This is a genomic window from Nocardia ignorata NBRC 108230 (genome assembly GCF_001612905.1).
Classification (GTDB): domain Bacteria; phylum Actinomycetota; class Actinomycetes; order Mycobacteriales; family Mycobacteriaceae; genus Nocardia; species Nocardia ignorata.
The window spans coordinates 222,903-245,680 of record NZ_BDBI01000025.1; the positions used below are offsets into that span (position 1 = coordinate 222,903).

Annotated in this window: 17 protein-coding genes; 11 read left to right on the forward strand and 6 right to left on the reverse strand. The window is 69.2% G+C overall.

The genetic code is table 11. The features are described from left to right. Window positions 1–331 precede the first annotated feature (331 nt). Entirely contained in the window at window positions 332–1,495 is a 1,164-nt protein-coding gene (locus NI2_RS21575) for a glycosyltransferase family 4 protein (RefSeq protein ID WP_067493386.1), read from the forward strand. Then, on the forward strand, window positions 1,492–3,630 hold the full coding sequence (locus NI2_RS21580) for an amylo-alpha-1,6-glucosidase (RefSeq protein WP_067493389.1): 2,139 nt from the start codon (window positions 1,492–1,494) through the stop codon (window positions 3,628–3,630). The genes NI2_RS21575 and NI2_RS21580 overlap by 4 nt, the downstream gene beginning before the upstream one ends. 44 nt (window positions 3,631–3,674) lie before the next feature. Here NI2_RS21580 and NI2_RS21585 read toward each other — a convergent pair whose 3' ends face one another. Genes NI2_RS21585 through kdpA form a run of 3 tightly spaced genes read right to left on the reverse strand, consistent with a single transcriptional unit; the run spans window position 3,675 to window position 8,353 of the window. Continuing rightward, window positions 3,675–4,544, reverse strand: coding sequence for a potassium-transporting ATPase subunit C (locus NI2_RS21585; protein WP_067493391.1), 870 nt, complete (start codon window positions 4,542–4,544; stop codon window positions 3,675–3,677). Window position 4,545: 1 nt separating this feature from the next. Further along, window positions 4,546–6,681 carry a potassium-transporting ATPase subunit KdpB gene (gene kdpB / locus NI2_RS21590; protein ID WP_067493393.1) on the reverse strand — a complete coding sequence of 712 codons (2,136 nt, stop codon included), beginning with the start codon at window positions 6,679–6,681 and terminating at the stop codon, window positions 4,546–4,548. Between the two features lies 1 nt (window position 6,682). Further along, window positions 6,683–8,353 (reverse strand): potassium-transporting ATPase subunit KdpA, encoded by a 1,671-nt coding sequence (gene kdpA / locus NI2_RS21595; RefSeq protein WP_067493395.1) that lies wholly within the window; start codon window positions 8,351–8,353, stop codon window positions 6,683–6,685. A gap of 311 nt (window positions 8,354–8,664) precedes the next feature. Between kdpA and NI2_RS21605 the strand changes: the two genes are divergently transcribed. From NI2_RS21605 to NI2_RS21635, 7 genes are all read left to right on the forward strand, one after another. After that, on the forward strand, window positions 8,665–11,187 hold the full coding sequence (locus NI2_RS21605) for an ATP-binding protein (protein WP_067493399.1): 2,523 nt from the start codon (window positions 8,665–8,667) through the stop codon (window positions 11,185–11,187). A gap of 4 nt (window positions 11,188–11,191) precedes the next feature. After that, the gene (locus tag NI2_RS21610) at window positions 11,192–11,932 is read left to right on the forward strand and encodes a response regulator (RefSeq protein WP_243749706.1); all 741 of its coding nucleotides are present in this window, start codon (window positions 11,192–11,194) and stop codon (window positions 11,930–11,932) included. 149 nt (window positions 11,933–12,081) lie between these two features. Then, a complete protein-coding gene (locus NI2_RS21615) occupies window positions 12,082–12,528 on the forward strand; it encodes an OsmC family protein (RefSeq protein ID WP_067493401.1) in 447 nt (148 codons plus the stop codon). Window positions 12,529–12,543: 15 nt separating this feature from the next. After that, window positions 12,544–12,822, forward strand: a complete 279-nt coding sequence (locus NI2_RS21620; RefSeq protein ID WP_067493403.1) for an acylphosphatase — start codon at window positions 12,544–12,546, stop codon at window positions 12,820–12,822. 25 nt (window positions 12,823–12,847) lie between these two features. After that, the gene (locus NI2_RS21625) at window positions 12,848–13,549 is read left to right on the forward strand and encodes a hypothetical protein (RefSeq protein WP_067493404.1); all 702 of its coding nucleotides are present in this window, start codon (window positions 12,848–12,850) and stop codon (window positions 13,547–13,549) included. Beyond that, window positions 13,549–14,712, forward strand: coding sequence for a glutathionylspermidine synthase family protein (locus NI2_RS21630; RefSeq protein WP_067493406.1), 1,164 nt, complete (start codon window positions 13,549–13,551; stop codon window positions 14,710–14,712). Before NI2_RS21625 ends, NI2_RS21630 begins: the two co-directional genes overlap by 1 nt. A 27-nt stretch (window positions 14,713–14,739) precedes the next feature. Next, complete coding sequence (locus NI2_RS21635) at window positions 14,740–15,195, forward strand: DUF350 domain-containing protein (RefSeq protein WP_067493408.1); 456 nt, start codon at window positions 14,740–14,742, stop codon at window positions 15,193–15,195. Here NI2_RS21635 and NI2_RS21640 read toward each other — a convergent pair. Next, window positions 15,192–15,659 (reverse strand): DUF1707 SHOCT-like domain-containing protein, encoded by a 468-nt coding sequence (locus NI2_RS21640; RefSeq protein ID WP_084476586.1) that lies wholly within the window; start codon window positions 15,657–15,659, stop codon window positions 15,192–15,194. The two genes, NI2_RS21635 and NI2_RS21640, sit on opposite strands and share 4 nt — an antisense overlap. 244 nt (window positions 15,660–15,903) lie before the next feature. Here NI2_RS21640 and NI2_RS21645 point away from each other — a divergent pair, with 244 nt between their 5' ends. Further along, the gene (locus NI2_RS21645) at window positions 15,904–19,632 is read left to right on the forward strand and encodes an AAA family ATPase (protein WP_067493488.1); all 3,729 of its coding nucleotides are present in this window, start codon (window positions 15,904–15,906) and stop codon (window positions 19,630–19,632) included. 3 nt (window positions 19,633–19,635) lie between these two features. On the opposite strand, the gene NI2_RS35255 is transcribed toward NI2_RS21645, so the two are convergent. Both NI2_RS35255 and NI2_RS21655 read right to left on the reverse strand, forming a co-directional pair. Next, complete coding sequence (locus tag NI2_RS35255) at window positions 19,636–19,983, reverse strand: SDR family oxidoreductase (RefSeq protein WP_067493411.1); 348 nt, start codon at window positions 19,981–19,983, stop codon at window positions 19,636–19,638. Between the two features lie 457 nt (window positions 19,984–20,440). Next, window positions 20,441–20,830, reverse strand: coding sequence for a DUF2237 family protein (locus NI2_RS21655; RefSeq protein ID WP_067493490.1), 390 nt, complete (start codon window positions 20,828–20,830; stop codon window positions 20,441–20,443). A gap of 155 nt (window positions 20,831–20,985) precedes the next feature. Here NI2_RS21655 and ftsY point away from each other — a divergent pair, with 155 nt between their 5' ends. Continuing rightward, entirely contained in the window at window positions 20,986–22,551 is a 1,566-nt protein-coding gene (ftsY, locus tag NI2_RS21660; RefSeq protein WP_067493413.1) for a signal recognition particle-docking protein FtsY, read from the forward strand. Window positions 22,552–22,778 lie beyond the last annotated feature (227 nt).

Sequence of the window (22,778 nt, forward strand, 5' to 3'; positions counted from 1 at the left end):
GGTTGACCGCGGCGCGACTCGGCCGTGACAATTCTCTGTACGGCGTAGACCGGCCGTGACGGCGGAATCTGCTGTCGCGGCAGGGAATCGCGTACAACAAAACCAGCAACATGCTGGTTTACTTTCCGGTAGCGGGGTACGTTCCTTGACGGCCCCTCTGATCAGGCGGGCACCCCAGCGGTGCGCTCCGCGCCTGGCCAGGCCAACCATGCCCCATGGACGGCGGTGAAGCTCTCGGTCTCCACCCCGCCGAGGCGGCCATCTCTTGTTCGCGCAAGTGTTGCGAGGTTGTGTCCCTGGAAGGAAGGTCATGAGTACAGATATGTCGGCAATGTCGCCGACCGGGTTCTCCAGTTCTGATCTCTATTCGATCGAGCACAATGGTGGCCCACTGCGAATTGCGATGGTCGTGCCACCGTATTTCGATGTTCCCCCCAAGGCGTACGGCGGGGTGGAAGCTGTTGTCGCCGAATTGGTCGATTCCCTGTGTGAGCGCGGCCATCACGTCACCCTGTTCGGTGCGGGCGAGGCCGGTACCAAAGCGAATTTCGTCCCGCTGTGGGACCGGATCGTGCCCGAGCGGCTCGGCGACCCGTTCCCGGAGGTGGTCCACGCGCTGCGCGTGCGCCGTGCGATCGAGCGACTGGCCGACACCGAGGGCATCGACCTCGTGCACGACCACACGTTCGCCGGACCGCTCAACGCCCCCGCCTACGCCAATCTCGGCCTGCCGACCGTGGTCACCGTCCACGGCCCCGTCCAGGACGACTGTTACCGCTACTACCGCGAACTCGGCGAGGAGTGCTCGCTGATCGCCATCAGCGATCGGCAGCGCGAGCTGGCGCCGGATCTGGGCTGGGCCGGTCGCGTGCACAACGCGCTCCGCCCGGATCAGTGGCCCTTCCAGCCGGAGAAGGACAACTACGCGCTGTTCCTCGGCCGCTTCTCGATGGACAAGGGCCCGCATCTGGCCCTCGACGCCGCCCACGAGGCCGGTATCCCGCTGATCCTGGCGGGCAAGTGCTCCGAACCGCCGGAAATGGCCTACTTCGAGGAATACGTGCGCCCCCGGCTCACCGCGGACGATCATGTATTCGGCCTCGCCGACGCGACCGCCAAGCGTAAACTGTTGGCCGGAGCTCGGTGTCTGCTGTTCCCCATTCGCTGGGAGGAGCCGTTCGGCATGGTGATGATCGAGGCAATGGTCTGTGGCACACCGGTTGTCGCCCTGCGCGGCGGCGCGGTGGGCGAGGTGCTGGTCGACGGAGTCACCGCGCGCATCTGCGAGGACCCCGCCGAACTGCCCGCCGCGATTCACGAGGTCGCCACCTACGACCCGGCCGCCTGCCGGGCGCACGTGGAGGCCAACTTCGGCGCCGACACCCTCGGCCGTGGCTACGAAAAGGTGTACCGGGAAATTCTGGCGCGCACCACGATCGGATACGGCGGCGCCTTCGCGATGCCGTCCGTCGCGGCGACCACCGGGCGCGCATGAGCCACAGCGACGCGCAGCCGAGCCCGACTCCGCTGAACGCGGGTGAACCGGCCGGACTCGGCGGCCACGGCGGCAATGTGACCCTGGTCGAGGGCGGCACCTTCTGCCTCTCGGACCGGCTCGGCGACGTGGAGCCGGGCAAACCGCAGGGTTTGTTCTTCCGTGACGCACGGGTCATCTCGCGCTGGGAACTGCTGGTCGACGGCAAGAAGCCCGAGCCGCTGTCGGTGCTGAGCCCGGAGGCCTTCGCGGCGCGTTTCGTGCTGCGCAGGCCGCCCCAGGCGGGCATGGCCGACAGCACGCTGCTCGTGGTGCGCGACCGGCTCGTCGCCGAAGGCATGCACGAGGTGATCACCCTCGAGAACATGAGCCGCGAAGCCACCGCGGTCGTGCTCGAGGTGCACGTCGACGCCGACTTCGTCGACCTGTTCTCGGTGAAGGAGGGCCGTGCGGGCGGGCGACGCGCGGAGATGACCACCGCCGACGGCGAACTGCTGCTCCACGACCGCGCCGACCTGGCGCGCGGGCTCGCCCTCACCTCGACGGTGGAGCCGATGGTGCTGCCCGGCACCATGATCTGGCGCATCGTCGTGCCCGCGGGCGGTCGCTGGCAGACCGAGATCGCGGCCCTGCCCGCGGGCGCGGCCCAGCGCCCGCCGATGCAGGGTTCGGTGGGCGAACGCTACCGGGCGAGCGAACCGGTGAAGAAGATCCAGGCCTGGCGGGCCACGGCCACCGACATCACCAGCGATTCCCTGATGCTCAACCGGATACTGCGCCGCAGCGAAAGCGATCTCGGCGCACTGCAGATCCACAGCGATTCCGGTACCGGCCGACCGTTCGTCGCGGCAGGCGCGCCCTGGTTCATGACCCTGTTCGGTCGCGACTCGTTGCTCACCGCCTGGATGTCGCTGCCACTGGAAACCGACCTCGCCCTGGGCACGCTGCAGCAGCTGGCCGAATTGCAGGGCGAGACAGTGGATCCGCTGGTCGAGGAGGAACCGGGCCGCATCATGCACGAGATGCGCCGTGGCCCGGCCGTCGGGCAGGTCCTCGGTGGCCAGATCTACTACGGCACGGTCGACGCCACCCCGCTGTTCGTGATGCTGCTCGCCGAATGTCTGCGCTGGGGTGCCGATCCCGCGTCGATCGCCACCCTGCTGCCCGCCGCTGACGCCGCCATCGGCTGGATCACCGATTTCGGTGACCGCGACGACGACGGTTTCGTCGAATACGTGCGCGCCACCGACCGTGGACTCATCAACCAGGGCTGGAAAGACAGCTTCGACGGCATCAATTTCGCGAGCGGCCAGCTCGCGCAAGCGCCGATCGCGCTGTGCGAGGTGCAGGGGTACGTCTACGCGGCGCTGCTCGCGCGCGCCGAACTCGCCGACGCCTTCGACGACGAACCGCTGGCCCGCAAGATGCGCGAACGCGCCGTCGCCTTGCGCACGAAATTCGCCGAGCAGTTCTGGCTACCCCAGTGCGGTTGGTACGCCGTGGCCTTGGACGGCAACAAGCGCCAGGTCGACGCGCTCACCAGCAACGCGGCCCACTGCCTGTGGTCGGGAATCGCCACCGACGAGCACGCCGAGATCCTGATCCGGCACCTGTCCTCGCCGGAGATGGACTCCGGCTTCGGTTTGCGCACACTGGCTTCCAACATGGGCGCTTACAACCCGATGAGCTACCACTGCGGTTCGGTGTGGCCGCACGACACGGCCATCGCGGTGGCCGGGCTCATGCGATACCAGCACGTGCCGGGCGCGATCGAACTGGCCACCCAGCTCTCGGCCGGGCTGCTCGACGCGGCAGCGGCTTTCGACGGCCGCCTGCCGGAATTGTTCTGCGGTTTCCCCCGTGGACGCTTCGCCGCACCCGTGCCGTACCCCACCTCCTGCTCCCCGCAGGCCTGGGCCAGCGCCGCGCCGCTGCTGCTCATCCGTTCCTTCGTCGGTATCGACCCGGACGTTCCCGCCAAGACCCTGACGGTTCGTCCGCGCGTGCCCGCCTCGTGGGGCATCGTCCGTTTGGCCGATTTCCGGCTCGGCACCGACACGATCGACATGGAAGTGCGTGGCACCGAGATACTCACCGCGAGCCTGCCCGAGGGTTGGGAACTGGTGATCGAATAGCGCGGCGATGCGCCGGGAACCCACGTGGTGCCCGGCGCATCCGTTCAGCGCGACAGCGGGAACTGTTCGTCCAGTGCGAGATTGAGCTCGAGGACATGCACGCGCGGTTCACCGAGGAAGCCGAGCGTGCGGCCGTGGGTGTGCTCGGTGAGTACCGCGCGCACCTGCTCGGGGGAAATGCCGCGCGCCCGCGCCACCCGGTCGACCTGGATGGCGGCATATTCGGGGGAGATGTGCGGGTCGAGGCCGCTGCCGCTCGCCGTCACCGCGTCGGCGGGCACCGCCGGGTGGACCGGTGCGTCGCCGCGGACGGGAACGAGCACGCCCGTCGAGTAGTCCTCGCCGGTTCGCGCGCATTCCACCGCGACACCACGGAAGGTGGCGGTGAAAGGGCGCGTGGGACACGGCTCGTTGACGCTGACCACCCGCTCCGGCCGCGACACGTCACCGTCGGCATCGCGCGGACCGAGCACCGAGACAACCGCGCCCACACCGCTTTCCGTGCAGAACTGGCGACGGCCGTCGACCCCCTCACGGTCGCCGACCTCCACGGAACGCGCGCAGACGGTGGTGAGCAGGCTGGTCCGGTCGGTTGTGTCGACGATGTCCTCCGGGCCGAGATTGCTCGCGGCGGAGGCGAGCGGGTCGTAGCCCTCACCCGCCGCGGACGGACGGCTCTGGAAGTACTGCCCGAGGGCGGTGCCGTCGGCATCGGTGAACGACTGCCCGATCAGGCTCGAGCTCACCAGCCTCCCGTCCCGCTCGACGAGCGATCCGGCGGCTCGATGATCCAGACCGGGCAGCTGGGCGATCGTGAAAACCGCGAGGGGATAGACGATTCCGGTGATCGCGGTGAGTACCAGCAGGGCACGCAGGGCGGCCAGGTGCTGGCGGAACCAGGTCGAAGTACGCATGTCAGGACATCCCGGGAAGGAGTTGGACGAACAGATCGATGACTTTGATGCCGAGGAACGGTGCGACGATGCCACCCAGCCCGTAGACGGTCAGGTTGCGGCGCAACAGGACCGAGGCGCTGCTGGGCCGGTATCCGACACCGCGCAGAGCCAACGGGATGAGTGCGACGATGACGATCGCGTTGAAGATCACCGCCGACAGGATCGCCGACTGTGGACTGGCCAACCGCATGATGTTGAGCGCCTCCAGTCCGGGGAACAGCGGCACGAACAGGGCCGGGATGATCGCGAAGTACTTGGCGATGTCGTTGGCGATGGAGAACGTGGTGAGCGCCCCACGGGTGATGAGCAGCTGTTTGCCGATTTCCACAATCTCGATCAGCTTGGTCGGATCCGAATCCAGATCGACCATATTGCCCGCCTCTTTGGCCGCCGAGGTGCCGGTGTTCATGGCCACGCCGACATCGGCCTGGGCCAGCGCGGGGGCATCGTTGGTGCCGTCGCCGGTCATCGCGACCAGGCGGCCGCCGTCCTGTTCCTTCTTGATGAGAGCGAGTTTGTCCTCCGGTGTCGCCTCGGCGAGGAAGTCGTCGACGCCCGCTTCGTCCGCGATCGCCTCGGCGGTCAACGGGTTGTCGCCGGTGATCATCACCGTGCGAATGCCCATCCGCCGCATTTCGTCGAAGCGTTCCCGCATGCCCTGTTTGACCACGTCTTTGAGGTGGACGACGCCGAGCACGCGGGCGGTGCCGCCGTCGACCTCACCGACCATCAGTGGTGTTCCGCCGGACGCGGAAATACCGTCGACGATGGTGGACGCTTCGACCGGTACCGAACCACCTTGCGCGCGAACCCATTCGGCGACCGCACCGGCCGCGCCCTTGCGCAGGCGGCGCCCGTCGGCGAGATCGACGCCGGACATGCGGGTCTGGGCGGTGAACTCCACCCAGGCGGCGCCCGGCAGTTCGCCCGCGCCGCGCTCGCGCAGGTTGAACACTTCCTTGGCGAGGACGACGATCGAGCGGCCCTCCGGAGTTTCGTCGGCCAGGCTCGACAACTGCGCCGCATCGGCCAGCTCGTCGTCGAGAACACCTGGCACGGTGACGAATTCGGCGGCTTGGCGGTTGCCGAGGGTGATGGTTCCGGTCTTGTCCAGCAGCAGCGTGTTCACATCACCCGCCGCCTCCACTGCACGTCCCGACATGGCGAGCACATTGCGCTGCACCAGCCGGTCCATCCCGGCGATGCCGATGGCCGAGAGCAGCGCGCCGATGGTGGTGGGGATCAGGCAGACCAGTAGCGACACCAGCACGATGCCGGTGATGCCGTCGCCGTCCAGCGCCAGGGTGTCGGCCACACCCGGATTGTTCGACTTCGAGAAGATCGCCAAGGGCTGCAAGGTCGCGACCGCGAAGACGAAGATGATCGTCAGCGCGGCCAGCAGGATGTTCAGTGCGATCTCATTGGGCGTGCGCTGCCGGTTCGCGCCTTCCACCAGGGCGATCATCTTGTCGATGAAACTGGCGCCGGGTTCCTGGGTGATGCGGACGACGATGCGGTCCGAGAGCACAGTGGTGCCGCCGGTGACCGCCGATCGGTCGCCACCGGATTCCCGGATCACCGGCGCCGATTCACCGGTGATCGCGGATTCGTCCACCGACGCGATGCCCTCGACCACATCGCCGTCGCCGGGAATCACCTGGCCGGCCTCCACCACCACGAAGTCACCGCGACGCAGTGCAGGGGCGGCGACCCGCTCCTCGACGATCGGGGCGCCCGGCGTCCAGTCGGTGAGCCGACGGGCGACGGTGTCGGTCTTGGCTTTTCGCAGACTTTCGGCCTGCGCCTTGCCGCGCCCCTCGGCGACGGCCTCGGCCAGATTCGCGAAGACCACCGTGAGCCACAGCCAGGCGACGACGGCCCAGGCGAACAACGACGGTTCGGCGACCGCCAGCACGGTCGACCACGCCGCGCCGATCTCCACGATCAGCATGACCGGGTTCTTCCAGAGGGTGCGCGGGTCGAGTTTGCGAATCGCCTCGGGCAGCGCCGTGCGCAACAGCGTCGGGTCGAGGAGGCCACGGGCGGGCCGCTCGGTGCGCGGTGCGCGCGGGGAGGCGAGGGTGGGAACGGTCATATCAGTGGATTCCTTCGGCGAGCGGCCCGAGCGCGAGGGCGGGCAGGAAGGTGAGCGCGACCAGGATCACCGTCACTCCGACCACCAGGCCGACGAACTGCGGCCGGTGGGTGGGCAGGGTGCCGACCGAGGCGGGCGTGTGGCCCTGCGCGGCCAGCGAACCGGCCAGCGCGAGCACGACGATGATCGGGACGAACCGGCCGAGCAGCATGGCCAGCCCGAGCGCGGTGTTGAACCAGGTGGTGTTGCCGGACAGCCCGGCGAAGGCCGAACCGTTGTTGTTGGCGGCGGAGGTGAAGGCGTACAGCACTTCCGACAAGCCGTGCGGTCCGCTGTTGAGCATGCTGTCGCGCGGCCCGGGCAGTGCTGTGGAGACCGACGTCCCGACCAGCACGATCAGCGGGCTCACCAGGAAATACGTCGCGGCGAGCTTGATTTCGCGCGGCGTGATCTTCTTGCCGAGGTATTCCGGTGTGCGCCCGACCATCAGGCCCGCGACGAACACCGTGACGACGGCCAGGATCAGCATGCCGTAGAGGCCCGAACCCACCCCGCCGGGCGCGACCTCGCCCAGCTGCATGTTCACCATGGTCACCAGGCCACCGAGGCTGGTGTAGGAGTCGTGGAAGGAATTCACCGCACCGGTCGAGGTGAGGGTCGTCGCCCCGGCGAACACGGCCGAATCAGCCACGCCGAAGCGGGTTTCCACCCCTTCCATCGACGCACCGACCGCGGTGGGAACGGTTCCGTGGTGTTGCAACTGGAACACGCTGAGCAACGAAACACTCACCAGCGCGATGGTTCCCATCACCGCGACGATCGCGTAGCCCTGCTTCGTGCTGCCGACCATGCGCCCGAAGGTGCGCGGCAGCGAGAACGCGATCAGCATCAGCGCGAAGATCTCCACGAAGTTCGTCCACGTGGTCGGGTTCTCGAACGGGTGCGCGGCATTGGCGTTGTAGAAACCGCCGCCGTTGGTGCCGAGTTCCTTGATCGCCTCCTGGCTCGCGACGGGACCGCCGGTGATCGTCTGCACGCCGCCGCCGAGGGTCTGCGCCACCTGGTCGTGCAGGTGGAAGTTCTGGATCACCCCGCCTGCCACCAGCACGACCGCGACGACGAACGCGAGCGGCAGCAGGACGCGCACGGTGCCGCGCACCAGGTCGACCCAGAAATTGCCGAGCTCACCGGTGCGGTGGCGGGCGAAACCACGAACCAGCGCGACGGCCACCGCCATACCCACCGCCGCCGACACGAAGTTCTGTACAGCCAGCCCGGCCATCTGCACCAGGTGGCCCTGGGTCGACTCGCCGGAATAGTTCTGCCAGTTGGTGTTGGTGACGAAACTGGCGGCGGTGTTCCACGCCAGCGCCGGGGTCATCTCGGTGCCCGGATCGGTCAGGTGCAGCGGCAGTGCGCCCTGGACCAGCTGGAAGAAGAACAAGCCGAGCACGCCGACGGCCGAGAAGGCCAGCACGCTGCGGGCGTACACCGGCCAGGTCTGCTCCACGTCGGGGTGCGCGCCGATCGCGCGATAGATCAACCGCTCGGCACGGGAATGCCGCTCGCCGCTGTACACCCGGTACATGTAGTCACCGAGCGGCACATGCGCCAGTGCCAGTGCGAGCACAAGGGCCGCGAGGAAGACGATCCCCGCTGTTGTCGTGGTCACTAGAACCTCTCGGGGAAGAGCAGGGCCGCCACCATGAACACGGCGACACCCGCGGCGAGCACCAGACCGACCAGATTCGCGATCACAGCTTCTCCAGCCCGCGCTGGATCAGGCCAAGCAGCGCGAAGACCGCCACGGTGAGCACCGTGAACACCACCACAGACATGTCCGACCTCCTCGCGCCCCACCGTGGGGCGCCAAGCCGAGTCAAGGCCTTCGGATGGGTGGTGCGGGCATTCCTTACGGATCCTTAGCGCGCCTCGGCGCCGCCTTTGCGGGTTGTTGACGGTGCCCCGGGCGATGATGAACCGGTGAAACGCGGTCGACTACGCATCTACCTGGGTGCCGCACCCGGCGTCGGCAAGACCTACGCCATGCTCGGTGAGGCACACCGGCGGCTCGAGCGTGGCCGCGACGTGGTGGCGGGCGTGGTGGAGACCCACGGGCGGGCGAAGACCGCCCAGCTGCTCGACGGGATCGAGCGGATCCCGCCCAAGGCGGTGCGTTACCGGGGCACCGAACTGCCCGAGCTCGATGTCGACGCGGTTCTCGCGCGCAGGCCCGCCGTGGTGCTCGTCGACGAACTCGCCCACACCAATGCGCCAGGCAGTGCGCACGAGAAACGCTGGCAGGACGTGGAGGCGATTCTGGACGCGGGGATCGACGTCATCTCCACGGTGAACGTGCAGCACCTCGAGAGCCTCAACGATGTGGTCGCCCAGATCACCGGCATCGAACAGCGCGAGACCGTACCCGACGCGGTGGTACGCGGGGCGGACCAGGTCGAACTCGTCGATCTGACGCCGGAAGCACTGCGGCGCAGGCTTTCCCACGGCAATGTCTACGCCGCGGACAAAGTCGACGCGGCCTTGCGGAACTACTTCCGGCCCGGAAACCTCACGGCCCTGCGCGAACTCGCGCTGCTGTGGTTGGCCGACCAGGTCGACGCGGCACTCGCGAAGTACCGGGCCGACCACGACATCACCGAGCTGTGGGAGGCGCGCGAACGCGTGGTCGTCGCGGTGACCGGTGGCCCCGAATCGGAGACCGTGGTGCGCCGGGCCGGGCGGATCGCCTCGAAATCCAGTGCGGAACTCGTTGTGGTGCATGTGGTCCGGGGCGACGGTCTGGCCGGAGTGTCCACACAACGGCTGGCGCGGCTGCGCGAACTCGCCGCCGCGCTCGGCGCCTCGCTGCACACCGTCACCGGCGACGACGTGCCGACCGCCCTGCTGGAATTCGCGCGCGAGGTCAACGCCACACAGCTGGTACTCGGCACCTCGCGGCGCTCGCGCTGGGCGCGGATGCTCGACGAGGGCATCGGCTCCACCGTGGTGCAACGCTCCGGCAAGATCGACGTGCACATGGTGACTCACGAGGAAGCCAACCGCGGGGTCCGGCGCAATCCGCTGCGAACACGCCAACCGGTTGTCGCCTGGGTGGCTGCCCTGCTCGTGCCCACGCTGGTGAGCGTGCTCTGCTGGGCGGTGCTCGACCGGCATCTGCAACTCGGCGGGCTCAGCGCGATGTTCTTCGTCGGGGTCGTCGCGGTCGCGTTGCTCGGTGGGGTGCTGCCCGCGATCGCCTCGGCCCTGCTGTCGGGACTGTTGCTGAACTGGTTCTTCACCACGCCGCGCTACAGCCTCACCATCGCCGAACCGGACAACTTCGTCACCGTGGTCGTGCTGTTGATCGTCGCGGTGGCGGTGGCGGCGCTCGTCGACCTCGCGGCGAAGCGAACCACGCAGGCGCGCAAGGCCTCCCGCCAGGCTGAGCTGCTCACCCTGTTCGCGGGGGCGGTGCTGCACGGCGCCGATCTGCCGCGTCTGCTCGAACAGGTCCGCGAGGTCTACGGGCAACGCGCGGTGAGCCTGCGCTGCGGTGACGAAGTGATCGCCTCGGTCGGAGCCGACCCGCCGCATCGGGTCGCCGACGCGGAGACCGCGATCGAAGCGGGCGACGCGACCAGCCTGCTGCTGCTGGCCGGGCATCCGCTCGATCCGGGGGAGCGGCCCGTGCTCAACGCGGTGGCGAACCAGGCCGTCGGCTTGGTGCGTCAGCAGCGCCTCACCGAAGAGGCGGGGGCGGCGGCCGCGCTGCTCGAAGCCGACCGGTTGCGACGCGCGTTGCTGTCGGCGGTGAGCCACGACCTGCGCACGCCGCTGGCCGGGGCCAAGGCGGCGGTGTCGAGCCTGCGCAGCGACGACGTGGAATTCTCACCCGAGGACACCGGCGAACTGCTCGAGGCCATCGAGGAATCCGTCGACCAGCTCACCGCCCTCGTCGGCAACCTACTCGATTCGTCGCGCCTGGCGGTCGGGGTGGTCACCCCGCAGACGCGGCAGGTGTATCTGGACGAGGCGGTGCATCGGGCGCTGGTCAGCGTGGGTATGGGCACGAGGGGGCTGCGGCGCGCGGCGATGGACCGGGTGACGGTGGAGGTGGGTGAGAACTCGGTGTCGGCCGACAGCGGATTGCTCGAACGAGTGCTGGCGAACCTGCTGGACAACGCCCTGCGCCACGCCGGACGCGACACGCCCGTGCGCGTGACCGCGGATCGCGTCGGTGACCGGGTCGCCGTCGCGGTCGTCGACACCGGGCCGGGCGTGCCCGCGGGCAGCGAGGAGCACCTGTTCGAACCGTTCCAACGGCTCGGGGACCGCGACAACACCACCGGCGTCGGCCTCGGACTGTCGGTGGTCCGCGGCTTCGCCGAGGCCATGGGCGGTACCGTCCACGCCGAACCCACGCCCGGCGGCGGACTGACGGTACTGCTCGACCTGCCTGCCGGTGCGACTGCTTCGACCGCCCCCGCCGCGCGACGAGGAAAGTGAGGACATGAGCAACTCATCGGGGACGGACGCGCCGCAGCCCGGCGAGTCCCGGTCGAGCGGGTCCGCCACCCGCGTGCTGGTGGTCGACGACGAACCGCAGATCGTGCGCGCGCTGCGGATCAACCTGTCGGTGCGCGGGTACGAGGTGTTCACCGCGGGCAACGGCGCCGCCGCGTTGCGCGTGGCCGCGGAGAAGCAGCCACACGTCGTCATCCTCGACCTCGGCCTGCCCGATCTGGACGGGATCGAGGTGCTGGCCGGGCTGCGCGGGTGGACCGCGGCACCGGTGATCGTGCTCTCGGCGCGCACCGATTCGGCCGACAAGGTGGAGGCGCTCGACGCGGGCGCCGACGACTACGTCACCAAGCCGTTCGGGATGGACGAACTGCTGGCCCGGCTGCGGGCGGCGGTCCGGCGCGGTGCGGGGGCGGCCGACGAGGCGGAACCGGTGGTCGTCACCGACTCCTTCACCGTCGACCTGGCCGCCAAACAGGTCACCAAGAACGGCGCACCCGTCCACCTGACCCCCACCGAATGGGGAATGCTCGAGATGCTGGTCCGCCACCGCGGAAAACTGGTGGGCCGCAAGGAATTACTGCGCGAGGTGTGGGGCCCGGCGTATGCCACCGAAACCCACTACCTGCGGGTCTATCTCGCCCAGCTGCGCCGCAAACTCGAGGACGACCCCGCCCACCCCCGCCACCTGCTCACCGAACCAGGCATGGGCTACCGTTTCCAAGAATGACAGTCGGCTCGTGATTTCGTCAGCACATGGGTAACTCGTCGGGCACGTTCGTCACTCGAGCCCCATTCACGCAGGTCCGGTACGTGATTTTCGCGGCACTTGCCGGTCGGCATGAGTCGCGGGGAGGCGGGCATGCCAGGATCAGATCCATGGCAGTTGAGCAGAACGCACCCGTGAGCACCGCGCCCGTCGAACTGTGGGTCGAGCGCACCGGAACCCGGGCCTACACCGGACGCAGCAACCGTGGCGCCGAAGTACTGATCGCCTCGCAGGGTGTGCCCGGCGCGTTCACCCCCGGTGAGCTGCTGAAGATCGCCCTCGCCGCGTGCACCGGGCTCAGTTCCGACCTGCCGCTCTCGCGTCGCCTCGGCGACGACTTCGACGCGACCATCCGCGTGTCCGGCGACGCCGACCGCGAGAACGAGCTGTACCCGCAGCTCGACGAGGTGTTCGAGCTCGACCTGTCCGAACTCGACGAAGAGGCCCGCGAACGGCTGCTGGTCACCGTGCAGCGCGCCGTCGACAAGGTGTGTACCGTCGGCCGCACCCTCAAGGCGGGCACCAAGGTGACCTTGAACTTCGACATCGACGCCTGACCCCGAGGAGCCGCTGTGACCGAACCTGTCCGACTGTCCGCGTGGGTCCACGGGTACGTCCAGGGCGTGGGTTTCCGCTGGTGGACACGCTCGCGTGCACTGGAACTCGGTCTCACCGGGTACGCGCGCAACCACGCCGACGGACGGGTCCACGTGGTGGCCGAGGGACAACGAACCTCGGGCGAGAAGTTGCTGGAACTGCTACGGTCCGGCAAGGCGCCTGGGCGGGTCGACCTGGTTGTGGAAAGCTGGGAGCCCGCGCGCGGTGACATGACCGGATTCGAGGAGCGGTAGAAGTGACTTCGGGGGTTAGGCGGCAGTGAACACACACAACCCTGGTTCGCCCGACCAGCCGGACGAGCCGGGCGGATCCTCGCCCTGGACCCCGCCCGACTCCGGCGCGGCCGCGACCCCGCCGGAACAACCCGCGGGCACGCCGCCCACCTGGCCCCCGCCACCTCAACAACCGCCGCAACCACGTCCCGGCCGGGTGGCCAGGCAGGAACCGGGCCGCACCCAGCCCCGCCCGCCGACGGTCGCCGAGGCACGGGCGCGGGAGAAGGCACGCAAACAGGCCGAGCAGGCCGAACGGGCTGCCGCCGAAGCCGCGGAAGCCAAGCGCCGCACCAGGAAACGGGTGATGATCGGCGGTGTCGCCGTGGTCGGTGTCGCGGCCCTCGTCGGCGGCGGGTACCTCGCCTACCGGGCGGTCAACGCGCCCGAACAGGTCACCGCCTCCTGCGTGCAGATCGACCAGAACGGCCAGGAGGTCGTCGTCCCGGACGAGTACTGCGGCGACGGCAAGACCAACTTCCGCAGCGACAGCTCCGGTGGCATGGGCAGCCTGATCCTGCTCGGCTGGCCGCAGTACCGCTACCACTACGGCGGCAACGCCACCATCGGCCGGCCGCCGAGCGGAGGGACCTCGGTGAAACCGCGCAACGCCGAGATCAAGACCAAGTCCGGCACCACCGTTCAGCGTGGTGGCCTGGGTAGCAAGTCCGGTGGGAGTGGGTCTTAGTGCGACGTGTCGCGAGTACGCCCCGGCCGGGCTGGCAGCAGATCATCGAGAGCCAGGGGCTCGTCTACGGCGTGCCCGGCCGCGATGCCAGCGGTCAGCCGCGGCCCTATTGGGACGAATCGGTGCACTACGAGTTCTCGATGGACGAGATCCTCGCGCTGGAAGCCGATGTGGAACTGCTGCAGTCGATGTGTCTGCACGCGGCCGAACACGTGGTGCTCACCGAGCGGTACGCCGATTTCGGTCTGCCCGAATGGAGTTGGGGCCCGATCGCCGAATCCTGGCGGCGCAGCGACCCTTACGTGTACGGCCGGTTCGATCTGCGCTACGACGCACGCCGTCCTGCCAAACTGCTTGAGTACAACGCCGACACCCCCACCTCGCTGCTCGAGGCGGCCATCATCCAATGGCACTGGTTGCAACAGGTGTATCCCGGTGGGGACCAGTGGAATTCACTGCACGAGAAGCTGGTGGAGCGCTGGGGCGAGCTGCGCGACGTGCTGCCCGGTACCGAACTGCACTTCACCTGGTCGGGTGCCGACGCCACCGGCGAGGACAACGTCACCACCGCCTACATGCAGGAAACCGCCGCCGAAGCGGGCTTCGACACCGTCGCGCTGCCGATCGAGGAGGTCGGGTTCGACACCGAACTCGGCCGCTTCGTCGACCTCGCCGAGGCGCCGATCGAATCGATCTTCAAGCTGTACCCCTGGGAGTGGATCCTCGACGACGACTTCGGCAAACGCGTCGTCGCGAGCATCCCGCAGACCGCCTGGATCGAACCACTGTGGACCACCCTGCTGAGCAACAAGGCGCTGCTGGCGATCCTGTGGGAGATGTATCCCGGCCACCCGAACCTGTTGCCCGCCTACCTCGACGACCCGCACGAGCTCACCGAATACATCCGCAAACCCAAGCTCGGCCGCGAAGGCGCCAACATGACCATCGTCGGTCCCGGCATGGAGACCGCGACCGGTGGGGTGTACGGCGCCGAGGGCTTCGTCTACCAATTGCTCGACCCGCTCCCGGAATTCGACGGCATGCGTCCCGTGCTCGGGGCGTGGGTCGTCGGTGACAACGCCGCCGGGCTCGGTATCCGCGAGACCGCGGGCCTCATCACCGATGACGGCGCCGCGTTCGTCCCGCACCGCATCGTCGACTGACCACAACACTGTTTCGAAAGGACCACGATGACCGCCCTCGCCCTGGAATCGGGTTATTGGAGTGCGCTCGGTGAAGGCGTCGGCGCCATCATCCTGTACTGCCTGATCGGCCTGATGCTGATGCTGATCGGCTTCTTCGCCATCGACCTGACCACCCCCGGCAAGCTGCGTGACCTGGTGATCGCGGGCAAGCCCAACGCGATCATCGTCTCGGCCGCGGGCATGATCAGCATGGCGTTCATCGTCGTGTTCGCGGTGCTGGCCACCGATCCGGGCGCCAAACTGACGCAAGGGCTGATCACGGCGGTCGTGTTCGGCCTGGTCGGCATCGTCGCGCAGGTGATCTCGGTGCGCGTGGTCGAGAAGGTCACCGGCATCGACATCGGCCGCACCCTGCACGCCGACACCTACACCCCCGAGGTCCTCGTCGTGGCTGCCGCCCACTTCGCCCTCGGCCTGGTGGTGGCCTTCGCGATCCTCTAGTGCGGGTTGATGTGCTTCATCTGCTTCTGTAGCTGACGCAGGTGGGCGGCCGAGCCCGGCTGGGCCTCCCAGCCGGTGACCACGCGGAACAGCAGGACCGCGCCCCACGGGCCGATCACCCACATCGGCCAGAAGTAGGTGAGTTCGCCTGCCGTCAGGGAGATCAGGCCCCAGATGACCAGCACGATGATGCTCACGCCGAGCCAGCTGCCCGCTTCGATGCGCTGCCACACGGGGATGCGCGGCGCCTGCTTCGGTGGGGTGGCGGGCTGCTTGTCCGGGAGGGCCGGCAGGTCCGACAGGACGAGGGCGAGGTCGTCGCGGGTGGTGGTCGCGTAGACCTTCGCGACGCGCTGGTCGTACTCGGCCAGATCGAGCCTGCCGTCGGCCAGGTGGGTGCTCAACTGGGCCACGATCGCATTGCGCTCGGCATCGGACGCGCGCGTGCCGGGGGTGATGTCCATACCGACAACCTCTCGTTCACCAAACACAGTGATCTGCTGGTACCAAGCGTCCACCCTCCACTGTGTAATGTCAACCCTTCGTCCGCCGACCGGCCGGAGGTTCACGGCGCCACGACGGCGATCGGATAGGCTCACGCGAGCACACGGGCGGCAACACAGTCCGGTGCGATGTTCCAACCGCAGGCCGCGTGTCTTGCCCTCTCGCACCTAGGTCTGGCCAGAACTCCCGGAGAGGCGGGTGGCGTTGCATCTGAAGAGCTTGACGCTGAAAGGGTTCAAGTCTTTCGCGTCCGCAACCACGTTGCGCTTCGAACCCGGCATCACCTGTGTCGTCGGGCCCAACGGGTCGGGCAAGTCCAATGTCGTCGACGCGCTCACCTGGGTGATGGGCGAGCAGGGCGCCAAGGCGCTGCGCGGCGGCAAGATGCAGGACGTCATCTTCGCCGGGACCAGCGGACGTGCACCCCTCGGGCGTGCCGAGGTGACGCTGACGATCGACAACTCCGACGGCGCGCTGCCCATCGACTACGCCGAGGTGTCCATCACCCGCCGCATGTTCCGCGACGGCGCGGGCGAATACGAGATCAACGGCAGCAGCTGCCGCCTGATGGACGTGCAGGAACTGCTGTCGGACTCCGGTATCGGGCGCGAGATGCACGTGATCGTCGGACAGGGTCAGCTGTCTGCGATTCTCGAGTCGCGGCCCGAGGACCGGCGCGCGTTCGTCGAAGAGGCCGCGGGCGTGCTCAAGCACCGCAGGCGCAAGGAGAAGGCGGTCCGCAAGCTCGACGCGATGCAGGCCAATCTCGCCCGCCTCACCGACCTCACCACCGAATTGCGCCGCCAGCTCAAGCCGCTCAGCAGGCAGGCCGAGGTGGCGCGGCGCGCCCAGACCGTGCAGGCCGACCTGCGCGACGCCCGGCTGCGCCTGGCCGCCGACGACCTCGTGACCCGGCGCGGCGAACTCGAGTCGCAGCTGAGCAAAGAGGCCTACGCGCGCGAGCAGCAGATCAACGTGCAGTCCGAGCTCGACGCCGCCAATGCCGCGCTTGCCCAGCAGGAGTTCCAGTTGTCGCGGCTGAGCCCGAGCGCCGAAGCGGCCGCGCAGACCTGGTTCCAGCTCTCCGCGCTGGCCGAGCGCGTCAACGCGACCATCCGCATCGCCGCCGATCGTGCCCGCAACCTGCACACCGAGGCACCTGTCGGCACCGGCCGCGACCCCGACCAGCTCGAGGCCGAGGCCGACCGGATCGAGGCCGAGGAAGCCGAACTGCGGTACGCGGTGGAGATGGCCGCCGAAACTCTCGAGGCCGCGCGGGAAGCGCTCGCCGACCGTGAACACGCCGCCAAGGCCGCCGAGCAGGCGCATCTGGCCGCTGTGCGGGCCATCGCCGACCGTCGCGAAGGGCTGGCGAGGCTCTCGGGTCAAGTGGAGACACTGCGGACCCGCGCGCAGTCTGTGGACGCCGAAATCGCGCGGCTCTCGGTCGCCATCGCCGATGCCCGGCACCGCGGCGAGGCCGCACAGGCCGAATACGACACCGTGCAGGACGAACTCGGCGAACTCGACGCGGGGGAGAAGGGGCTCGACGCCCAGCACGAACACGCCGTCGCCGCTTTGGAACTGGCCGACGAACGGGTGCGTGAGCTGCGCGAACAGGACCGCGAGGCGAGCAAACTCGTCGCCCGGCTCGGTGCCCGCATCGAAGCGCTCGAGATGAACCTGGCCCGTAAGGACGGTGCCGCCTGGCTGCTCGAACACGGTGTGAGCGGCGTCGGCGACCGGCTGTCGGGCCTGCTGCGCGTGGAAGCGGGATTCGAAGCCGCCCTCGCCGCCTTGCTCGGCCCGCTGGCCGACGCGATCACCGCCGAGACCGCCGCGGCCGCCGATGCGGCTGTGCGCGAGCTGCGGGCGGGTGACGGTGGTCGGGTGGCATTCGTCTTCGCCACCGCGAGTTCGGCCTCGTCCGCTGCTGAGAGCGGCTCGTCAGCGGGCGAGGCTGTGGCGCGCGCTCTTGCCGATGCCGGGAGTAGTTCGGTGGGGTCGGGTCGAGGTCGTGCGCTCTCGGCAGACGCTGAGCGTGCGCCGCTGCCCGGAGGGGCCAGGTGGCTCGCTGATGTCGTCGACGGTGCCGCGCAGGTGCGGTCCGCGTTGGCCGCGCTCACCGCAGGTGTTGTCGTCGTTGACGATCTGGCCGCTGCCACGGCGCTGGCCGCTGAGCGACCGGAACTGCGGGTCGTCACCCGTGACGGTGACCTGGCCGGGTCGGGCTGGATCATCGGTGGTTCCGAGCGGATGCCGAGTCAGCTCGAGATCCAGGCCGACATCGACGCCGCCACCGCCGAATTGGCCGCCGCGCAGCGCCGAGCCGAAGAACTCGAGGCCGCACTGGCCGGTGCGCTCGCCGAGCAGACCGACCGGAAAGAGGCCGCCGACCACGCGCTGATGGCGCTGCACGAATCCGATCAGGCGCTGCTGGCCATCTACGACCGGCTCGCCCGGGTGGGGCAGACCGCGCGCGCCGCGCAGACCGAGGGCGAACGACTCACCGCACAGCGCGCCGAGGCCGAAGCGACCAGGGAGAAGTCCCTCGCCTCCCTCGCCGAGCTCGAGGACCGGCTGCGCCACGCCGAAACCGAGCACGACGACAGCGACGACAGCTACGGCACCGCCGGGACAGAGACCGCCGGACGGGCCCGCGAGGAAGCCGCCGCTGCGCTCGCCGAGGCACGGACCATGGAGGTCGAGGCACGGCTGGCGGTGCGCACCGCCGAGGAGCGTGCGGAATCGGTTCGGGGCAAAGCGGATTCGTTGCGGCGCGCCGCACGTGCCGAGCGGGAGGCGCGGGCGCGGGCCGAACGAGCGCAGGCCGCGCGTAGGCAGGCGGCCGCCGTCGCGGCGGCGGTGGCCGAGTCCGGTGCCAAGATCGCGAAGGAACTCGAGCAGGTGGTGGCTGCGGCCGCCGCTCGGCGCGACGAATTGGTCCGGCGCCGTGGGGAAGTGGCGTCCGCCGTGGAACAGGTCAAGGAGCGGGCGCGCGCCCTGAACACCCAGCTGGCCCAGCTCACCGACGCCGTGCACCGCGACGAGGTGGCCAAAGCCCAAGCGGCGCTGCGCATCGAACAGCTCGAGACCACCATCTCCGAACAGTTCGGCATCGCGCTGGCCGATCTCGTCGCCGAATACGGTCCCGATGTGCCGTTGCCGCCGTCGGCGCTGGAGATGCAGGAATACGAGGACGCCAAGGAGCGCGGCGAGCAGGTCACCGCGCCGCAGCCGATGCCCTACGACCGCGCCACCCAGGAGCGCCGCGCCAAACGCGCCGAGAAGGACCTCGCCACCCTCGGCAAGGTGAATCCCCTTGCGCTGGAAGAGTTCGCGGCCCTCGAGGAACGCTACAACTTCCTGGCCACTCAGCTCGAGGACGTCAAGAACGCCCGCAAGGACCTCCTGGATGTGGTCGCCGAGGTCGACGCCCGCATCCTGCAGGTCTTCACCGAGGCCTACGCCGACGTGGAGCGCGAATTCGTCGGGGTGTTCGCGAAGCTGTTCCCCGGCGGCGAGGGCCGGCTCGTGCTCACCGACCCGTCCGACATGCTCACCACCGGTATCGAGGTCGAGGCCCGGCCGCCGGGCAAGAAGGTCAAGCGGCTGTCGCTGCTCTCCGGTGGCGAGAAGTCGCTGACCGCCGTGGCGCTGCTGGTCGCCATCTTCCGCGCGCGCCCGTCCCCGTTCTATGTGATGGACGAGGTGGAGGCCGCCCTGGACGACACCAACCTGCGCCGCCTCATCGGCCTGTTCGAACAGCTGCGGGAGAAGAGCCAGCTGATCGTCATCACCCACCAGAAACCGACCATGGAGATCGCCGACGCCCTCTACGGCGTGAGTATGCGCGGCGACGGCATCACCCAGGTGATCTCTCAGCGACTCACCCGTGCCGCCGCCCCGGTCGAGGCGTCCGCTCCGGCCTGACGATCACGCCGTCACGTCCATCTGGGCGGCGATGCGGTCGGCGCCGCCGCGGCCTCGGCTTCGGTGACTTCGCGGTAGTGGATCGGGCGGCCGGTGGCGACCGAGATGGCGGCGGCCGCCTCGGTGGCGGTGCTCCCCACCTGCCCGGATGCCGTCCACCGGTGAGCCGTGCATCAGGTAGTTCTCCATGAACCGCACCGGCCGCAACAGGGTGTAGCGCAACCCCGCCGCGCGGATCGCGTCCTCGATCCGGCGCTTGCCCTCCTGCCCCCACGACTCGGCCGGGCCCATGGTGGCGATTCCGGAGAACACGAGCTGGTCGACTTCGGCAGCGCGGGCCGCCGCGATCATGGCGATACCGCGGCGGGCTTCGTCACCCGCGGTCCACCCGCTCGGCCCGTAGTCGGCGGGCGGGCGGCACCAGCGTCTCGCTGATGGAGGTGGCCCGCCGCGCCGGCGTGGGGCCCGGTCCGCGCGGAGGTGACTGTCACCGACGTGCTGGACATCTTCACCGGATGTGTTGCGATCCAACGCCATCGGCAGACCGGCGAACCCGTCGCACCGGCCGTCGCGCTCCTCCTCGACGCGCTACGGACGCCGTCCTCGGCCGTAACGGAACTCGCGAAAACCGACTGTGACGAAACGGCGAGAAGTAGCGAAAGCCCGGCGCCGTGCCCCGTCTGCCGAGCACCGGTCCACCGGCCGGCGATCGGCAGACCGGCTCGCTACTGTTCCCCGGCCTGCCGTCAGAAAGCCCACCGGCTCCGCAGCTCGTCGAACTCCCCGCGGCTGCGCCGCGCGTGAGCGTCTACAGCAGGTCGCTGACGTCGTCGGGGACGTCGACGGCGTATTTGCGCAGGATGTCCATCGAGATGACGTCGAGGGCATTCTCGTGGGTCGCGGCCAGGACCACCGGCGCGGCGACACCGTCCTCGTGGGCGTGCAGCCACCGGACCGCGACCACGCACCAGCGGTCGCCCGGCTGCAGGCCGGGGAAGTTGTTCTCCGGGCGCGGGGTGCTGAGGTCGTTGCCGATGGATGCCTGATGTTCCAGGAATTCCGCCGTCACCACGGTGCACACGGTGTGGCTGCCGAGATCCTCCGGACCGGTGCTGCAGCAGCCGTCCCGGTAGAAGCCCGTGAGAGGATCGGTGCCGCACTCTTCCAGCGGCCCCCCAAGCACGTTTCGATCGGTCACTCCGCCGATCCTATGGGTGAAACGCCAGAAGTTCCGCAGGACAACGAATCTGTAGTGTTTCCGCCGATCGGCGGACACCTCCGGAATCCGCGTCCGACCCGCCGGGACGACGCCGCCGACGTGCCGCGACGAGGCAGCCGAATAGACTCGGCCGAGTGAGTTCGCAAGCGTGGATCCTGATCGCCGCGATCGCCGCCGTGCTGCTGGTGGCGCTCGTCGCGGGTTTCGTCCTGTACAAGCGCCGCCAGATTTCGCTGGCGCCGCCCGAGCCGGACAAGGAGTTGACGGACCGCTCCGGTGGTTACACGGCGTCCGGCGGATTCAGTTTCACCCAGGGCGGGTCGACGGCTACCGCGCCGCGTCCGGAACCCCTGCCGCGCGTCGAGCGCACCGACACCGAGGGGCAACCGCACGTCGGTGACGACGCCGCCGTCCCCCGCGACGCCCCGCGCCGCAATATCACCGATGTGCCGCTGCCCGAGGGCGACGTGTCGGTCGAGGAGCCGGTGGTCGTCCCGGACGACGCCTCCTCGCTGACTCCGGTAGCGCCCACCGAACCCGCGCCGGACACCACACCCACGACGGCCCCGCCCGCCGAGACCGCGCCTACCGACACCGCGCCGACGACCGACGCGCCTACCGAGGTCGCGCCGACCGAGACGCCGAAGACCGCGCCCGCGCCGAAGGCCACTCCGGCCGACACCGCGCCACCGGTCACTCCTGCTCCGGCACCCGAAGCGCCGAGCGCCGCCCCGGCCCAGCCCGAGGTCACCACCGAGATCGAGGAGATCGACCCGACAACCGGTCGCCTCGTCCGCCTGCGCGGTCGCCTCGCCCGCTCGCAGAACGCCGTCGGCAAGAGCCTGCTCGGCCTGCTCGGCGGTGGCGACCTCGACGAGGACTCCTGGGAGGAGATCGAGGACACCCTCGTCCTCGCCGACATCGGCACCGCGAGCACCGCCGCCATCGTCACCCGCCTGCGTGAGGAGATGGCCGCGCGCAGCGTGCGCACCCCCGAACAGGCCCGCGCCGCCCTGCGCGACGTGCTCATCGAGGCGCTGCGCCCCGAGCTCGATCGGTCCATCCACGCGCTGCCGCACGGCGACAAGCCGGCCATCCTGCTGGTCGTCGGCGTGAACGGCACCGGCAAGACCACCACCACCGGCAAGCTCGCCCGCGTGCTCGTCGCCGACGGCCGCCGGGTCCTGCTCGGCGCCGCCGACACCTTCCGCGCCGCCGCCGCCGACCAGCTGCAGACCTGGGGCGAACGGGTCGGTGCCGAGACCGTGCGCGGCAAGGAAGCCGCCGACCCAGCCGCCGTCGCCTTCGACGCGGTGGCCGCGGGCATCGATCGCGGTGTCGACGCGGTGCTCATCGACACCGCGGGTCGCCTGCACACCAAGACCGGCCTGATGGACGAGCTGGGCAAGGTCAAGCGCGTGGTGGAGAAGAAGGCCGAGGTCGACGAGGTGCTGCTGGTCCTCGACGCCACCGTCGGCCAGAACGGCCTGATGCAGGCGCGCGTGTTCGCCGACGTCGTCGACATCACCGGTGTGGTGCTCACCAAACTCGACGGCACCGCCAAGGGCGGCATCGTGTTCCAGGTGCAGCACGAACTCGGTGTTCCGGTGAAGCTCGTCGGCCTGGGCGAGGGCGCCGACCATCTGGCCCCGTTCGAACCGAGCGCCTTCGTCGACGCCCTGCTCGGCGGCACTTCCTAGCACTACGACACTGCCCGCCCGGTCACCGCGAACCGGGCGGGCAGTGCTGTGTCCAGGGCAGGTACACACCGGCGACCCGCCGCGCGAACGGGCGGCAAACCGCACCTGCGACCCGAGCTCACGGTGAGCTGCCAAGCTGTGGCGAAACTCGCGAAACCTGGTGGCAACACAAGTGGCCGATCCGTTCACGCAGGTGAAACACCACAGCTCAACGGATGAAACACCAA